This is a genomic window from Curtobacterium sp. SGAir0471 (assembly GCF_005490985.1).
In the GTDB taxonomy this organism is placed as follows: domain Bacteria; phylum Actinomycetota; class Actinomycetes; order Actinomycetales; family Microbacteriaceae; genus Curtobacterium.
This window is the reverse complement of the sequence record NZ_CP027869.1, coordinates 3,428,378-3,444,406: the sequence shown is the minus strand read 5'-3', so window position 1 is coordinate 3,444,406 and position 16,029 is coordinate 3,428,378. Positions and strand designations below refer to the sequence as shown.

The 16,029-nt window shown below is 72.5% G+C and carries 18 protein-coding genes; 15 read left to right on the top strand and 3 right to left on the bottom strand.

Annotated elements, in window-relative coordinates; all coding sequences use genetic code 11:
• Positions 1–95: 95 nt before the first annotated feature.
• Entirely contained in the window at positions 96–872 is a 777-nt protein-coding gene (locus C1N91_RS16030; protein WP_175416068.1) for a ThuA domain-containing protein, read from the top strand.
• Entirely contained in the window at positions 869–2,020 is a 1,152-nt protein-coding gene (locus C1N91_RS16025) for a PP2C family protein-serine/threonine phosphatase (RefSeq protein ID WP_137768512.1), read from the top strand. Before C1N91_RS16030 ends, C1N91_RS16025 begins: the two co-directional genes overlap by 4 nt.
• A 41-nt stretch (positions 2,021–2,061) precedes the next feature.
• On the opposite strand, the gene C1N91_RS16020 is transcribed toward C1N91_RS16025, so the two are convergent.
• Positions 2,062–2,493, bottom strand: coding sequence for a hypothetical protein (locus tag C1N91_RS16020; RefSeq protein ID WP_175416067.1), 432 nt, complete (start codon positions 2,491–2,493; stop codon positions 2,062–2,064).
• Positions 2,494–2,572: 79 nt separating this feature from the next.
• Between C1N91_RS16020 and C1N91_RS16015 the strand changes: the two genes are divergently transcribed.
• From C1N91_RS16015 to C1N91_RS15980, 8 genes are all read left to right on the top strand, one after another.
• On the top strand, positions 2,573–3,259 hold the full coding sequence (locus C1N91_RS16015) for a ScbR family autoregulator-binding transcription factor (protein WP_175416066.1): 687 nt from the start codon (positions 2,573–2,575) through the stop codon (positions 3,257–3,259).
• A 122-nt stretch (positions 3,260–3,381) separates the two neighbouring features.
• Positions 3,382–4,260, top strand: coding sequence for an aminoglycoside phosphotransferase family protein (locus C1N91_RS16010; RefSeq protein WP_137768509.1), 879 nt, complete (start codon positions 3,382–3,384; stop codon positions 4,258–4,260).
• 57 nt (positions 4,261–4,317) lie between these two features.
• Positions 4,318–4,953 (top strand): DUF6197 family protein, encoded by a 636-nt coding sequence (locus C1N91_RS16005; protein ID WP_137768508.1) that lies wholly within the window; start codon positions 4,318–4,320, stop codon positions 4,951–4,953.
• A 297-nt stretch (positions 4,954–5,250) separates the two neighbouring features.
• Positions 5,251–5,898 (top strand): ABC transporter permease, encoded by a 648-nt coding sequence (locus C1N91_RS16000; protein ID WP_137768507.1) that lies wholly within the window; start codon positions 5,251–5,253, stop codon positions 5,896–5,898.
• Entirely contained in the window at positions 5,885–7,177 is a 1,293-nt protein-coding gene (locus tag C1N91_RS15995) for an ABC transporter ATP-binding protein (RefSeq protein ID WP_137768506.1), read from the top strand. Before C1N91_RS16000 ends, C1N91_RS15995 begins: the two co-directional genes overlap by 14 nt.
• Entirely contained in the window at positions 7,174–7,953 is a 780-nt protein-coding gene (locus tag C1N91_RS15990) for an ABC transporter permease (protein WP_137768505.1), read from the top strand. The genes C1N91_RS15995 and C1N91_RS15990 overlap by 4 nt, the downstream gene beginning before the upstream one ends.
• Positions 7,950–8,993: a glycine betaine ABC transporter substrate-binding protein gene (locus C1N91_RS15985; RefSeq protein ID WP_137768504.1), complete on the top strand. Its 1,044-nt coding sequence runs from the start codon at positions 7,950–7,952 to the stop codon at positions 8,991–8,993. Before C1N91_RS15990 ends, C1N91_RS15985 begins: the two co-directional genes overlap by 4 nt.
• A 211-nt stretch (positions 8,994–9,204) precedes the next feature.
• Positions 9,205–9,732: a GNAT family N-acetyltransferase gene (locus tag C1N91_RS15980; protein ID WP_175416065.1), complete on the top strand. Its 528-nt coding sequence runs from the start codon at positions 9,205–9,207 to the stop codon at positions 9,730–9,732.
• A gap of 20 nt (positions 9,733–9,752) precedes the next feature.
• Here C1N91_RS15980 and C1N91_RS15975 read toward each other — a convergent pair whose 3' ends face one another.
• Positions 9,753–10,028, bottom strand: a complete 276-nt coding sequence (locus tag C1N91_RS15975) for a hypothetical protein (protein WP_137768502.1) — start codon at positions 10,026–10,028, stop codon at positions 9,753–9,755.
• Positions 10,029–10,166: 138 nt separating this feature from the next.
• Between C1N91_RS15975 and C1N91_RS15970 the strand changes: the two genes are divergently transcribed.
• The 4 genes from C1N91_RS15970 to C1N91_RS15955 all read left to right on the top strand — a co-directional run bounded on the left by C1N91_RS15970 (position 10,167) and on the right by C1N91_RS15955 (position 13,624).
• A complete protein-coding gene (locus C1N91_RS15970) occupies positions 10,167–10,853 on the top strand; it encodes a hypothetical protein (protein WP_137768501.1) in 687 nt (228 codons plus the stop codon).
• Positions 10,854–10,978: 125 nt separating this feature from the next.
• Positions 10,979–11,695: a hypothetical protein gene (locus C1N91_RS15965; RefSeq protein WP_137768500.1), complete on the top strand. Its 717-nt coding sequence runs from the start codon at positions 10,979–10,981 to the stop codon at positions 11,693–11,695.
• 36 nt (positions 11,696–11,731) lie between these two features.
• Positions 11,732–13,177 carry a phytoene desaturase family protein gene (locus tag C1N91_RS15960; protein ID WP_137768499.1) on the top strand — a complete coding sequence of 482 codons (1,446 nt, stop codon included), beginning with the start codon at positions 11,732–11,734 and terminating at the stop codon, positions 13,175–13,177.
• Between the two features lie 3 nt (positions 13,178–13,180).
• Complete coding sequence (locus tag C1N91_RS15955; RefSeq protein WP_137768498.1) at positions 13,181–13,624, top strand: SRPBCC family protein; 444 nt, start codon at positions 13,181–13,183, stop codon at positions 13,622–13,624.
• Between the two features lie 114 nt (positions 13,625–13,738).
• Here C1N91_RS15955 and C1N91_RS15950 read toward each other — a convergent pair whose 3' ends face one another.
• Positions 13,739–14,557, bottom strand: coding sequence for a shikimate 5-dehydrogenase (locus C1N91_RS15950; protein ID WP_137768497.1), 819 nt, complete (start codon positions 14,555–14,557; stop codon positions 13,739–13,741).
• Between the two features lie 87 nt (positions 14,558–14,644).
• On the opposite strand from C1N91_RS15950, the gene C1N91_RS15945 reads away from it, so the two are divergent.
• Complete coding sequence (locus C1N91_RS15945; RefSeq protein ID WP_137768496.1) at positions 14,645–16,018, top strand: L-serine ammonia-lyase; 1,374 nt, start codon at positions 14,645–14,647, stop codon at positions 16,016–16,018.
• Positions 16,019–16,029 lie beyond the last annotated feature (11 nt).

The window sequence follows — 16,029 nt, the reverse complement described above, 5'->3', positions numbered from 1 at the left end:
GGAGAACCCCCGACACGCCCCCGGTGGTACCGACACAACCCCGACACACCACCGGTCGTATCGATTCGACCCGGGGAGCGGGTAGCGTCGGGGACATGTCAGCGCCGACCGAGAGCCGCCCCCTGAACATCGTCGTCTGGAACGAGAACGTGCACGAGAGCCGCGGTGACGCGACCGTGCTCGGGCACTACCCCGACGGCATGCACACCGTGATCGCCGCCGCGCTCCGGGAGCACCACCCCGAGGCGTCGGTCAGCACCACCACGCTGCAGGAGCCCGAGCACGGCCTGACCGCCGAGCGGCTCGCGCAGACCGACGTGCTGTTCTGGTGGGGACACGTCGCCCACCAGGACGTCGCCGACGAGGTCGTCACCCGGGTCGTCGAGGCCGTGCACGCCGGCATGGGCCTGGTCGTGCTGCACTCCGGGCACTACTCGAAGCCGTTCACGCGGCTGATGGGCACCACGTGCTCCCTGAAGTGGCGGAACGACGGGGAGCGCGAGCTCGTCTGGACGATCGCACCCGAGCACCCCATCGCAGCCGGCGTCCCGCACCCGATCGTCATCGACCGCCAGGAGATGTACGGCGAGTACTTCGACATCCCCCGCCCCGACGAGGAGGTCTTCCTGTCGACGTTCGCCGGCGGCGAGGTCTTCCGCTCCGGGGTCGCCTACCGCCGCGGCCTCGGCCGGGTCTTCTACTTCTCGCCGGGCGACCAGGAGTACCCCGTCTACCACCACCAGGACGTCCAGCGGGTGCTCGCGAACGCGGCGTCCTGGGCGGCGCCGACGTCCGAGCGGCGCGAGCTGACCGCCGACCCCCACCCGCGGGACTGGTTCCTCGGTGCCGGTGCGGGTACACAGGAGGGATGACCGACCAGCTCGACGGTGCGGACCGGCGCACCGCGGTGATCGAGGCGCTCGCCGTCCTGGGTTCCGGCCCGGAGGAACGCTTCGACCGCATCACCCGCATGACGCACGAGGCCTTCGGCGTGCCGCTGACCTTCCTCAACCTCGTGCACGCCGACCTCGTCACCACGCAGTCCACGTACGGGTTCCAGCAGGGCACCAGCGTGCCCGCCACCGGGCAGTTCTGTGCGACGACCGTGCTGACGCCCGGGCCCATGGTGGTCGCGGACACGCTCCTCGACGTCCGGTTCGCCGACACGCCGGCCGTGACCGAGTACGGGGTCCGGTTCTACGCGGGAGCGCCGCTGACGATGCCGGACGGCACCCGCGTGGGCACGCTGTGCGTGATGGACGCCGAACCGCGGGTGTTCTCCGACGAGGACCTCGCGCTCCTCGGGGACCTCGCGCGCTGGGCGGAACGCGAGCTCGGGCACTCGATCGAGCAGGGCCGGGTGCGCCGGGTGCTCACCGGGCTGGTGCCAGAGCCCGTCACGGTGCCCGGTGCCGCGGTGGACGGGTTCCTCGAGCCGGACGAGCACGGCGGCGACCTGGTCGACTGGCGCGTCGCCGCCGACGGGACGGTCCAGGTCACCGTCGGGACGGTCGCCGCGGCGGGTCGGGCCTCGGCGCTCCTCGCCGCCTCGGTGCGGGCCGCGGTCGTCGCACGCAGCGACCTGCCGCTCCGTGACGCGCTCGCCGGCCTGGAGGCGCAACTCGCCCCCGACCTGTCGGCCGGCGGTGCCGTCGGGTCGGTCCTGCACGTGCGCCTCGACCCGACGACGGGTCACGCGGAGTGGGTCGACGCCGGACACGGCCCGGCGCTGCTCGTCCGTGCCGACGGGACCACGACCGCCCTGGGGTCGTCGGACCTGCCGATCGGCCTCCAGCCCGTGACGGTGCCGCGGGCCGTCGGGGCACTCGACCTCGCGCCGGGGGACCGGCTGGTGCTCGTCACCGACGGCACGCTGGCGCTCGACGGGATCGGTGACGTGCAGGCCCTCGCGGCGTCGGCAGCGGCCCACCCCGAAGACCTCGTCGCGCAGGTCCGGTCGCTCGTACCGGTCGTCGGCAGTGCTGCGGACGTCGCCGTCGTGGTGCTCACGCGCACCTGACCGCGCGGAGTCCCGACCGCTCGGAGACGGGGGGCGGGTGGTCAGCGGTTCCGCGGTGCCGGGCGTCCGGTCGCGGTGGCGACGAGCAGCGTGGCCAGGAGCGCCACGCCGGCGAGCTCGATGCCGAGGCCCGCGGTCTTCCAGTAGGCGCTGCCGACGACCTGGGGCTGCGTGATCGCGTCCGGCCACCACGGGTCGAGGAACGGCACGGTGCCCGGGAACGGGTCGAGCCCGAGCACGACGAGCCCGCCGAGGAGCAGCACCACCCCGAGCCCGGCCATCGCGCCGCGGGACCGGCCCAGCATCCGGACGACGAGCGCGCCGGCCATGCCGACCATGCCGAGCACGGCGACCAGGAAGGCGATGACGACGACGGGCTGCGGTGCGAGGGCGACCCAGTCGAGCACGGCGATCGGCAGCAGCAGCCACCGTCCCACCCGTGCCCAGCGCCCGGGCTCCAGCCTTCCGTCCATGCCGGTCACCGTACGGCAGCGCTCGGGGGGTCCCCTGAGGGCCCCCTTCGAGCAGTGTCTCCTGGCTAGCATCGACGGCATGGCGCAGGACGGCCGGGTCAGGCAGGAGCGGGCGGTCGCGACCCGCGCGGCCCTCATCGAGGCGGCGGCGGCGGAGTTCGACGAGCGCGGCTACGTCGGGGCGTCCATGGACGGCGTCGCTGAGCGTGCCGGCATGACGAAGGGCGCGCTGTACTTCCACTTCCGGTCGAAGGCCGACATCGCCGGCGCGGTGATCGCACGGCAGGACGAGATCTCGCGCCACTATGCCGAGGTCGCGGCCGCACGGTCGTCGTCGCCGCTCGAGTCGCTCATGTGGATGTCCCAGGGGGTGGCGACGCAGATGACGCGGGAGGTCGTGGTCCGCGCGGGGATCCGGCTCGCCGCGGACCCGAACGCCCGGGAGATACCGCGCGAGCACCCCTACGAGCACTGGGTCGAGCACACCGCCGACATCATCCGGCGGGCGATCTCGGCGGGCGAGGTCGACCCGTCGTGGGACCCGGAGCTCGTCGGGCACGTCGTGAGCCCGGCGGTGGCGGGCGTGCAGATGGTGTCGGACATGCTGCACGACAGGGCGGACCTGTACGACCGTCTGCAGGAACTCTGGACGATGCTGCTGTCGGCGATGGCCACCGACCGGACCCGGGCCGACGTCCCGCGGCTCGTGGCGATCATCCACCCCGGAGACGCCGGCACCCCCGGCGAAGCCGACACCCCAGGATGAGACTGAGCGACGCGGGTCCCCCCAGGGACACCCACGTCGCTTCTCTTGGAGGATACCAAGGAGTACGTTTCCGCAGCAGCCCCACGTTCGCGGGGATCGCTGCGACGGCTTACCCTGACCCGATGGGCACCCCGGCCGCCGAGTTCCACGTCGACGTCGACCTCGTCGCCGCGCTGCTCCGCGACCAGCACCCGGACCTCGCCGACCTGCCGCTGCGCGTCGTCGCGAGCGGGTGGGACAACGTCGTGGTGCGCGCCGGGGACTCCCTGGCCGTGCGGCTGCCCCGCCGTGCCGCCGCCGCCACCCTCGTCGAGCACGAGCAGCGCTGGCTCCCGACGATCGCCGCGCTGGTGGGCGACGTCGTGCCGGTCCCCGAGCCCGTCCGCACCGGCCGTCCGGCGCTCGGGTACCCGTGGGCGTGGAGCGTCGTGCCCTGGTTCCCCGGTCACCCGGCGGGGGAGCAGGCGCAGGGCGTCCGGGTGGCACGCGACCTGGCCGCCGTGGTGACCCGCCTGCACGTGCCCGCCCCGCCGGACGCCCCGGTGAACCCGGTCCGCGCCGTCCCGCTCGCGACGCGGAGCGACGCCGTCCTCACGCGACTGGCGACGGACGACGTGCCCCGGGCCGTGGAGCTGGCCGTACTCTGGCGGACCGCGGCCGGTGCGCCGACGTACACCGGGCCTCCCGTCTGGGTGCACGGCGACCTGCACCCCTTCAACCTGCTCGTCGAGTCGATGCCGCTCGGTGCCCGACGGCTCTCGGCGGTGGTCGACTTCGGCGACCTGACCGCGGGGGACCCGGCGGTCGACCTCGCCACCCGCTGGCTCACGTTCGACGACGCGGGCGGACGGGCCTTCGGCGCGCGCGTCGACGCGGACGAGGCGACCTGGACCCGTGCCCGCGGGTGGGCGGTCTCGATCGCGTCGGCGCTCGCCGTGACGGACGACGACGCCTTCCGGACGGTCGCGGCCCGTGCGATCGACGCGGTGCTGGACGGCTGAGCCCGCAGGGGTTACCGTTCCCTCACCTGTCCGTGCACTGGAGATCGGAGGGGCCTGATGACCCTCGAGTTCCGCGTCCCGCACGACGTCGACACCGACGCCTCTCCCGCCCCGTCCACCCGACCGGGCACCGTCCCGTCCGACACTCCCCGACGCACCGGGCTGCGCGGTCTGCTCGACCGCCTGGCCGTCCGCCGTGCGGTCGCCCGCGACCGACGTCTGGTCGCCCACCTGCACGAACTCGACGACCTGCAGCGGCTGCTCACGGGTGCGCGCGGGGTGGTGGAACGCGGGTGGATCCAGCACTCCTGGTTCGCTTACCTCGACGAGCACGGGCGCCTGCGCAAGGCGTCGAGTGCCGCGGCGCTCGCCGCGCAGGGCCGACCGCTCGTCGCCGCCTGCCTGGTCGGCGCCGTCGTCTCGGCGGCGGGTGGCCCGCAGGTCGTGCACTCGCAGCAGGTCCAGCGATCGCTCGACCTCGTCTGGCACGCCCTGGCCGCGGACGAGGGCCGCCCGGTGCTGTGGTGCCCGGCGCCGGACGTGCGGATGGCCCGGGTCCGCGACCTGACGACCTGGAACGACCGTCCCGGGCGTACCGTGGCCGAGGTCGCATCGCTGCTCCTCACCGCGGAACGGGTCGCCGTGCACGAGGCGGAGCGGGTCGCCGCGCGCCGCGTACCCCTGGCGGAGTGACCGACGGGTGCAGTGCCCCGTGAGTCCCTGATGACCCGTCGTACCCCGTGCGACGGGTCATCGGCGTCCGGGCGGAGGATGCCCGGGTAGCCGACGTCTGCTCGACATCGTTACCGTTCTCCCAGGTGGAGGGTCGGCACACCCTGCTGACCTGGGGTTTCCCCCTGCGCGAAGATGCAGGATCTGCACGGATCCGACGTTTGCTGTTGGTCAAACACCCCGACCCCTGCGTACGGTCGGTCGAGTTCGTGCCCCGTCCGGTGGGGCGTTCGGCCGACCAGGGAGGGGCACTCAACCGTGTTCCAGTACGTCGTGGAGCGATGGGACCAGATCTGGTTCTCGTCGTGGCAGCACTTCTCACTGGTCGTCCAGTGCACCGTGCTCGCCACGCTCATCGCCGTGGTGCTCGCAGCACTCGTCTACCGCAGTCCGCAGCTGACCTCGATCGCGAACGGGGTGTCCGCCGTCGGGCTGACACTGCCGTCCTTCGCCGTGATCGGCCTGCTCATCGTGCCCCTCGGGTTCGGCGTCGTGCCGTCCGTCGTCACGGTCGCCTTCTTCGCAACGCTGCCGATCCTGCGGAACGCGGTCGTCGGCCTCGCCGAGATCCCGCCGACCGTCGTCGAGTCGGCGCGGGGGATCGGCATGAGCCGGATGCGCACCCTGCTGCAGGTCGAGCTGCCGATGGCGTGGCCGATCATCCTCAGCGGCGTCCGCGTGTCCGCGCAGATGGTCATGGGCATCGCCGCGATCGCCGCCTACGCGCTCGGCCCCGGTCTCGGCGGCTTCATCTTCTCCGGGCTCTCCCGGCTCGGTGGCGCCAACGCCCTGAACTCCGTCGTCGTCGGGGTGGTCGGGGTCGTCCTGCTCGCCTTCGTCCTCGACCTGCTCCTCATCGGCCTCGGCCGCCTGACCACCCCGAGAGGTATCCGTGTCCAGCACTGACCACGCCACCACCGACCACGCACCCGGCGCCGCGCCCGAGGGTGACGTCACCGGGCGCAGCATCCTGCTCGACGAGGTCACCAAGCGGTACCCGGGGCAGCAGAAGCCTGCCGTCGACGGCATCACGCTCGAGATCCCGGCCGGCAAGGTCGTCATGCTCGTCGGCCCGTCCGGCTGCGGCAAGACCACCACGCTCAAGATGATCAACCGGCTCATCGAGCCCACCGAGGGCCGCATCGTCGTCGGTGACGAGGACGTCACCAGCATCGACGGCGACGAGCTCCGTCGCCGCATGGGCTACGTCATCCAGGCCGGCGGGCTCTTCCCGCACATGACCGTCGCGGCGAACATCGCGATCGTCCCGAAGATGCTCGGCTGGTCGAAGGAGAGGATCGCCGCGCGCGTCGACGAGCTCCTCGACCTGGTCTCGCTCGACCCCGACACCTACCGCGACCGCTTCCCGCGCGAGCTCTCCGGTGGGCAGCAGCAGCGCGTCGGCGTGGCCCGTGCACTCGCCGCCGACCCGCCCGTCCTGCTCATGGACGAGCCGTTCGGTGCCGTCGACCCGATCACGCGGCAGCGCCTGCAGGACGAGCTCCTGCGCATCCAGGAGGAACTGCACAAGACGATCGTCATCGTCACGCACGACTTCGACGAGGCCGTGAAGCTCGGCGACTGGATCGTCATCTTCACCGAGGGTGCGCACATCGTGCAGTACGACACCCCGGAGCGGATCCTCGCCGAGCCCGCGAACGAGTTCGTGGAGAACTTCATCGGCTCCGGTGCCGGACTCAAGCAGCTGACGCTGAACCGCGTGCGCGACGTCGACGTGGTGTCCGCCGTGACGTGCTCGCCGGGCGAGGACGCGAAGGCCGTCCTGCAGCGCATGGACGAGGCCGGGCGACACGGGCACGCCGTCGTCGTCGACCGCCGTCAGCGGCCCATCGGGTGGCCGTCGCGCCGGCAGCTCGAGCGCCTCGACCGCATCCCCGAGGGCATCGACCCCGCCCTGCCCGTCGTCGGCGAGGCCGCGACGCTCAACGACGCGCTCGACACCATGCTCGTCTCGAGCGCCGGTGCCGCGCTCGTCACCGGGCGCCGCGACGCCTTCCGGGGCGTGATCACCGTCGAGACCGTCATGGAGGCGATCACCCGCTCCCGCGCGGCCGCCGCCGACGAGCAGGCCTACACGCCGGTCGGCACGAACACGAACCCGATCGAGACCCTGCCGCCCGCACCCACCTCGCCGACCCTCGCCACCTCCGGGGAGGACCTGTGACCGCCGTCGCGACGGACGCCCCCGCCGCGGCCGGCCCGGGTACCGCGCAGCGCACCCCGTGGAAGGGGCTGCTCGTCCAGCCGATCGCGATCCTGGTGGTCCTCGCCGCCTGGGTCCTCTGGCTGAACACCGCGGACCTCAGCGCGACCGAGCGCTCGACCCTGAACCCGTCGGGGATCCTCGAGCTCACCGGGCAGCACCTCGTCCTGACGCTCCAGGCCACCGTGCTCGTGCTCGTGATCGGCATCCCGCTCGGGGTCCTGCTCACCCGCGGGCCCTTCCGTCGGGCGAGCACCACCGTCATCGCCGTGGCGAACTTCGGACAGGCGGCCCCCGCGGTCGGGCTCATCGTGCTGCTCGCGGCGTGGCTCGGCCTGAACAGCTGGTCGGCCGTCATCGCCCTCGTGCTCTACGCGATCCTGCCGGTGCTCCGGAACACCATGCTCGGGGTGCAGAGCGTCGACGACCGGCTCGTCGAGGCCGGTCGGGGCATGGGGATGAGCGCCCTCAGCGTGCTGCTCAAGGTCGAACTGCCGCTGGCGGTCCCGGTGATGCTCTCCGGCATCCGGACGGCCCTGGTGCTGCTCGTCGGCACCGCGAGCCTGGCGACCTTCGTCGGCGCGGGTGGCCTCGGGCTCCTCATCACCACGGGCGTGAACCTGTTCCTGCCGAAGGTGCTCGTCTCCGGGGCGCTCCTGGTGGCGCTCCTCGCCCTGACCATCGACTGGATCGGCCGCGTGGTCGAGACGGTCGCACGACCGAAGGGACTCCGATGACCACCGCCGAAGCGCCGGACGCGCGCCGTGCCTCCCGTCCGTCCGCCGGTCGCCGCTGGGTGACCGCAGCAGCCGTGGCGGGGGCGAGTGCCCTCGTGCTGACCGGCTGCGGCCTGCAGCCGGCCGCGTCCTTCGTTCCGGGGGCCGCGCCGGGGTCGATCCAGCGCATCGACGACCTGCCGGACGGTGCGGCGCTGACCGTGACGTCGAAGAACTTCACCGAGCAGCTCGTCCTCGGCAAGATCGCCGTCCTCGCCGCGAAGGCGGCCGGGTTCGACGTCACCGACGAGACGAACGTGCCGGGCTCGGTCGCGGTGCGCGAGCTGATGACCTCGCACAGCGCGGACCTCACCTACGAGTACACGGGCACCGCCTGGCTGACGTTCATGGCGCACGAGCAGGGGATCCCGGACAAGACCGAGCAGTGGCAGGCGGTGAAGGACGAGGACGCCGGCAACGGGCTGACCTGGCTCGAACCCGCGCCGATGAACAACACGTACGCCTTCGCCGTGCGCGACGAGGCGGTCTCCGAGCTCGGGGACGTCGCGACGCTCTCGGACATCACGAAGCTGCCGGTCGACCAGCGCACGTTCTGCGTCGAGTCGGAGTTCAACTCGCGAGCGGACGGCTTCAAGCCGATGCTCGAGAAGTACGGCCTGGAGCTCGGCGGGTCGGGCGAGAACGGCGTGCCGACCTCGAACGTCAGCATCCTCGACACGGGCACCGTCTACACGGCCACCGACCGGGGCAGGTGCAACTTCGGCGAGGTCTTCACGACCGACGGCCGCATCAAGTCGCTCGGGCTGACGGTGCTCGAGGACGACCGCGGCTTCTTCCCGGCGTACAACGTCGCGCCCGTCATCGACTCCGAGACGCTCGAGGAGTACCCGCAGCTCCGTGACGTGTACGACCAGATCTCGCCGGAGCTCACCGACGAGGCGCTGCAGGAGCTGAACCGGCAGGTCGACGTCGAGGGGCGCGAGCCGGCGGACGTCGCGTTCGAATGGATGGTGGACAAGGGCTTCATCACGGCGCCCTGACGGATGCACGGCGCTCGGACGCGCGTGCGCTCGGACGGGAGGCGCGGTGCCGGTGGGTGCCGCGCCTCCCGTCGTCCGTCGGGTCGGGTCGCGCCGGGTCGGGTGACGTCGGGTCCACGGTTGCTTGCGTGCTTGCGTGCTTGCGTGCTCGCTGCAGGCCGCGTCGTGCCGACCCCGGACGTCGGGGGCCGATGTGCATAGTGTCGGGGGCGTGGCGGCTTCGGGACGGGACCTCGGCGACGGGTGCACGCTGACGCTGCGCGACCTCAGCACGGTCGACGCCGTCCACGAGCTGGTGCAGGCCAACCTCGGACGGCTCCGTGCGGCGGAGCCGTGGGCGTGGGCGTCGGTCTCGCGGGACTCGCTCGTGCTGCACACCGAGCAGTTGCTCGGGCAGTACGCGATGGACCGGGCCGTGCCGTGCGTCATCCGTGTGGACGGACGCATCGTCGGGGCGGCGTCGCTCGCGCTGGATCACTACCTGGGCCAGGCATCGCTCGGCTACTGGATCGACGAGCGGTACGAGGGGCGCGGGATCGTCCGACGCGCCGCCGCCGCGCTGGTCGACGTCGCCCGCGAGCGGGGGAGCGCCCGGGTCGAGATCCGGACCGGCGCCGACAACGTCCGGAGTCGGGCGCTGGCCGAACGGCTCGGGTTCGCGCACGAGGGGACGCTCCGCCGCGCCCTGCCGCTCGGACCCCGACGGGTCGACGTGGCGGTCTACGGGCTCGTGACCTGAGGGTCGTCGGCCGCTGTCGGTCAGCGGCCCTGCTGGACGCCCGCCCACACCGCGAACGCGCCGCCGAGCACGAGCAGGAGGCCGACCAGGATCCACACCGCCAGTGCGACGAGGTTGAGCAGGATGCCCCACCCTGCCCGGCCGCGCGCCATCGGCTCACGACCGCGGGAGGCGATGCCGAGGCAGAGGCCGACGACGGGGGCGAAGAAGGTCCACCCGGCGAGCAGCGAGCAGATCCCGAGCACGAGGCTCGCGGTGCCGAGGCCGGTCCGAGGGGAGTGCTGCATCGTGGTCATGCAGACGACGCTACGGGTCGGGTCGCTCCGGCACGTCCCTCGGCGGTGTGATCGTGGGTCCTCCTGCGGACGGACCCGCGGACGGACGCTGCGGACGGACGCTGCGGACGGACGGCTGCACGCCGGTATCGTCGGAGCATGGCCCTGTTCGGACGACGCACCAGGAACGACGTTCGCGACCGACCCGTCAGCCAGGTCGAGCTGAAGCGAGCGGTGGACGAGGGCTTCCTCATCGCCAAGGCCGCGGTCACCGTCGCTGTGGCGAACCGGATCATCACGAACGCCCTCCGCGACCAGGGGTACTTCGACCACGCCGTCATCGCCGAGGCCGCCCGCGACGAGCTGCACCGCATGGCCGAGGAGCAGCGCGGTGACGCCGCCCGCATGCGGGAGATCCGGTCCACGTCGAGCAACAAGCGGGGCCGCTCCCAGCACCAGCACGACTACAAGCGGGGCGACGACCTGAAGCTCCGCACGCGCGAGGCCACGTACGAGCAGCTCGCCACGATGCTCGACCGGCGGCGCGACGACCAGGGCTTCGTCGACGGCATCGTGCTGCAGGCCCGGGCGCGCGCGTGGGACGACATCGGCACGACGGTCGTCGGGCGACTCGGGTGGGCGCAGCGTCCGACCGAGGACTACGTGATCGGGCGCGACGAACGCCTGCAGCAGATGCTCGACGAGGACTTCGCCGCGCTGCTCGCCGAGCACCCCGCGGGCGCCGAGGCGCCGATCGCGACACCGGCCGACGCGGACGAGCCCGACGAGGGCGACGGCCCCGAGGACGGGACCGACCCCGCCGACGCGGACATCGCCCGCCCCTGACCTCCACGCACGTGGACTGGTACTTGATGTACCACCGAAACGCGTCTATACTGGAGCCGTAACGCCCCAGGACCATTCGGCATCGCCGGACTCCTGGGGCGATCGTCGTCTTCGGGGGAGTTCGTGTGACCGGTCGATCAGCCGTCGTTGGGCTCGACATCGCCACGCTCACGGACTTACCGCGCCTCTGCAGCGCTGCTCGCCTGGGCCCCTACCTCGCCGCTTGCAACGGCGATCGTGCCGGCGCGCTCCGCCTCTACGCCTGGAACATCGAGATGACCGCTGCGTTCTGGGGCCCGATCGCCGTGCTCGAGATCGCCGTCCGCAACACGATGCACGACGCCCTGCGCGCTGGACGGAACGACGATTGGTGGAACGACGAGGCGGTGCACCTCATGCCGCGAGAGCGTCGCGCCGTCGACGGTGCCACCGACACCTTGGCGCGGCGAGGCGTCGCGCGACCGACCGCCGACCAGGTCGTCGCCGCGACGAGCTTCGGGTTCTGGGTCGGGCTGACCGACGCCGGGGTGCCGCGGCACCCGACCCTCAGCTACGAGACCGTGCTCTGGCAGCCGCGATTGAGGACGGCGTTCCCGCACCTCGGCACGCTCCGTCGCAAAAGACTGCACCGCCTGCTCGACGACGTGCGCCGGTTCCGAAACCGTCTCGCGCACCACGAGCCGACCCACGCTGCCCCGCTGGGACGCATCCGTGACGACATCACCCGGATCGCGGGAATCGTGAGTCCAGACGCGGAGCGACTCATCGTCGATTCGAGTCGCATCGATCCCGTGCTCGCTCGTCGCGATGAGGCGCTGAACGCAGGTCGGACGGTCATCTGAGCGAACGCGCTGTGGGCAACTCCTAGGCTCGGGCACATGGTTGATGCGGTGGTCGTCGGTGCCGGACCGAACGGACTCGCGGCGGCGGTGACGCTCGCGCGTGCCGGGCTGTCGGTCGAGGTCGTCGAGCGGAACGACACGATCGGCGGCGGCGCCCGCACGGCCCAGCTCACGCTGCCCGGGTTTCACCACGACGTCTGCTCCGCGGTGCACCCCATGGCGCTGCAGTCCGAGTTCTTCCGGCGATTCCGGATGGAGGACCGCATCGAGCTCCGGCTGCCCGAGGTGCAGTACGGCCACCCCCTCGACCGGGGCCGCGCCGGCATCGCGTACCGCGACCTCGAGCGCACCGCCGACGGCCTCGGGATCGACGGTCGGGCGTTCCGGAACCTGATGGCGCCCCTGTCCGGCAACGCGGACCAGGTCGCCGACTTCGCCACCGACGCGCTGCTGCACGTCCCGCGCCACCCGCTGACGGTCCTGCGGTTCGGTCTCCGCGCCCTCGAGCAGGGCAGTGCCGCGTGGAACGCCCGGTTCCGCGACGAGGTCGCACCGGCGATGGTGTCCGGCGTCGCCGCACACTCGATCCAGCACATGCCGTCCCTGTCGACCGCAGCCGCCGCGCTGTCGCTCGGGTCCTATGCGCACGCCCGTGGCTGGCCGGTGCCGATCGGGGGCAGCCAGGCGATCGTCGACGCGCTCGCCGCCGACCTCGTCGCCCACGGCGGGACGATCGAGACCGGCCGTGAGGTTCGATCCCTCGGCGACCTCACCCCGGCGAAGGCGGTCCTGTTCGACACGAGCGTCCCGGGCATGCTCCACATCGCCGGGAAGCAGATCCCCACCCCGAAGCGTGGGGCGCTCCGCCGCTTCCGGTTCGGCAACGCGGCCGCGAAGGTCGACTTCGCGCTGTCCGACCCGGTGCCGTGGACGAACTCCGAGCTCCGGAGGGCCGGCACGGTGCACATCGGCGGCACCCGCGCGGAGATCGCCGAGGCCGAGCGGGCCGTCGCAGAGGGGCGGCACGCGGAACGGCCGTACGTGCTCGGCTCGGAGCCGACCGTGGTCGACCCGGGTCGCGCACCCCGCGGCAAGCACGTCTTCTGGGCGTACGCGCACGTGCCGGCCGGATCGGACGTCGACCCGACCGACGCGGTCGTCCGCCAGGTCGAGCGCTTCGCCCCCGGGTTCCGCGACACGATCCTGCAGTCGAGCAGCCGCACGGCCGTGCAGATGGGGGAGTACAACCCGAACTACGTCGGCGGCGACATCGCCGCCGGGGCAGCGAGCTTCTGGCAGCTCGTGAAGCGGCCCGTCCTGTCGTCGGACCCGTGGCGGATGGGCGGCGGCATGTACCTGTGCTCGGAGGCGTCCGCGCCCGGCCCGGGTGTGCACGGCATGGCGGGCTGGCACGCGGCCCGCAGTGCGCTGCGCCACACCTTCGGGCTGTCCGAGCACGTCGATCTCGCACCGGAGGACTGAACCATGGCGAAGAACGTCCGCATCGTGCACTGCAGCCCGGAGGCCGTCTTCGACGTGCTCCGTGACGGCTGGCTCTACCCGACCTGGGTCGTCGGCGCCTCGCGCATGCGCCGCCAGGACCCGACGTGGCCGGCGGTCGGCTCGGAGCTGCACCACTCGTTCGGCATCTGGCCGTTCCTGATCAACGACGTGACGACCGTGCTCGAGGTCGACGAGCCCCGCCGCCTGGTGATCCAGGCGAAGGGCTGGCCGGTCGGCGAGGCGCGCGTCGAGGTCGAGGTGGAACCGCACCCGCGCGGGAGTCGGGTCACGCTCCGTGAGAACCCCGTGCGGGGACCTGGGTCGCTCGTGCCCGGCTTCATCGCCCAGCCCGGCATCTGGATCCGGAACAACGAGAGCATCCGGCGGCTCCGCTGGGTCGCGCAGGGTCGCGCCGGCACCCAGTAGACGGACTGCGCGGCCCGCTCAGCGGTGACGCGTCAGCGTCACGCGGGCCGCGCCGACCGAGCCTGCGAGGGAGGACGTGGCGGCGCCGCCACGATCCTCCAGACCGTCATCCGGTCACTCCGCGCGGCTGAACGCGCTCGCCCGACGGACCTGGTCGTCCGTCAGGGCGACGCCCGTGTACCGCTCGAACTGGCGCGCCGCCTGCAGCGCGATGACCTCGGCACCCGTGACCACACGCTTCCCGGCGGCGCGACCGGCGCGGACGAGCGGGGTCTCGGAGGGGAACGCGACCACGTCGAAGACGGTCGACGCGGCCTCGATGCGGTCCTGCGCGAAGGCGAGTGCGTCCTCGTCGGCGCCCCGCATGCCGAGCGGGGTGACGTTGACCAGGACGTCGGCGTCGGGCGCCTCCTGCTCGGTCGCGACCCAGTCGAACCCGTACTGCTCGGCGAGGGCGGGGCCGGTCTCCGCGTTGCGCGCGACGACGGTGAGCTGCTCGAAGCCCGCGCCGCGGAAGGCCGCCGTGACCGCCTTGGCCATGCCGCCGGAGCCGCGGAGGACCACGCGGGCGGTCGGGTCGACCTCGTGCGTGCGGAGCAGGGAGGCGACGGCCTCGTAGTCGGTGTTCGACGCGGTGAGCACGCCCTCGTCGTTCACCACGGTGTTGATCGACTGGATGGCGGCCGCGGACTCCTCGACGACGTCGACGAGGGGGATGATCGCCTCCTTGAAGGGCATCGAGACCGAGCAGCCCCGGATGCCGAGTGCCCGGATGCCGGTGACCGCGCCGGGCAGGTCGGTCGTCGTGAACGCCTTGTACGCGAAGTTCAGCCCGAGCTCGTCGTACAGGAAGTTGTGGAACCGGGTGCCGATGTTGCTCGGGCGGGCCGCGAGCGAGATGCAGACCTGCATGTCCTTGTTGAGGATGGGCATGCCACGAGTCTCGCACGCCCGTGCCGATGGAGCGGTCCACCGCGCTCGCTCGGGGTCCACGCCGTCCGGACGGGTTAGTGTGGCGGGGTGCCGGTCTCCGTCTTCGATCTGTTCAGCGTCGGGATCGGCCCGTCGAGTTCCCACACCGTCGGGCCGATGCGAGCCGGAGCGGCCTTCGCGGCCGGGCTCGTCGACGTCCCCGTGGCCGGGCTCGACGTCCACCTGTACGGTTCGCTCGCGTCCACGGGGCAGGGACACGGCACGCTCGGTGCGGTGCTCGCCGGCCTGATGGGCTCCGACCCCGAGACGGTCGACCCGGACGCGATGGCGGCTGCGCTCGACGACCTCGAGCAGACCGGCGTGCTGCGCCTCGCGGGCGGTGCGACCGTGCCGTTCCGCCAGGCCGACATCGTGCTGCACCCGCTGACCATGCTCCCCCGGCACCCGAACGCGATGCGACTCCGGGCACGCGACGCCGCAGACGCGGTCCTGGCCGAGGAGACCTACTACTCGATCGGCGGCGGGTTCATCACGACCGACTCCGAGGGCACGGTGGCCGAGGCCGCGATCCCCGTCGACGACGCCGTCCCGCACCCCTTCTCGAGCGGTGCCGAGCTGCTGGCCGCCTGCGCCGCCACCGGCCTGCCCGTGAACGGCATCGCGATGGCGAACGAGACCGTCACCCGGAGCGAGGCCGCGGTCCGCGCCGGGCTCCTGCACGTGCACGAGGTCATGCGCGAGAGCGTCGACCGCAGCATCCGGCGCACCGGCACGCTGCCCGGGGGACTCGCGGTCCGGCGCCGGGCGGCGAACTGGCACGAGCAGCTCACCCGCGACGACCCGCACCACGACCCGCTCTTCGCGATGGAGTGGGTCAACCTCACCGCGATGGCGGTCAACGAGGAGAACGCGACGGGCGGCCGGGTCGTCACCGCGCCGACGAACGGCGCCGCCGGGATCATCCCCGCGGTGCTCTACTACGCGCTGACCTACGTCTCCGAGGTCGCGCCGGAGGGCCGCGACGATGCCGTGGTCCGCTTCCTGCTCACCGCCGGGGCGATCGGCTCGATCTACAAGGAGCGGGCGTCGATCTCCGGCGCCGAGGTCGGCTGCCAGGGCGAGGTCGGCTCCGCGGCGTCGATGGCGGCGGCCGGGCTGGCCGAGGTCCTGGGCGGTACACCGGAGCAGGTCGAGAACGCGGCCGAGATCGCGATGGAGCACAACCTCGGGCTGACCTGCGACCCGATCGGCGGCCTCGTGCAGATCCCCTGCATCGAGCGGAACGCGATCGCCGCGAACAAGGCGATCAACGCCGCGCGGATGGCGCTGCGCGGCGACGGCGTGCACCACGTGTCGCTCGACCAGGTCGTCGAGACCATGCGGCAGACCGGAGCGGACATGTCCACGAAGTACAAGGAGACCGCGATGGGCGGTCTGGCGGTCAACGTCCCGCTCTGCTGACCGGGCGCGAC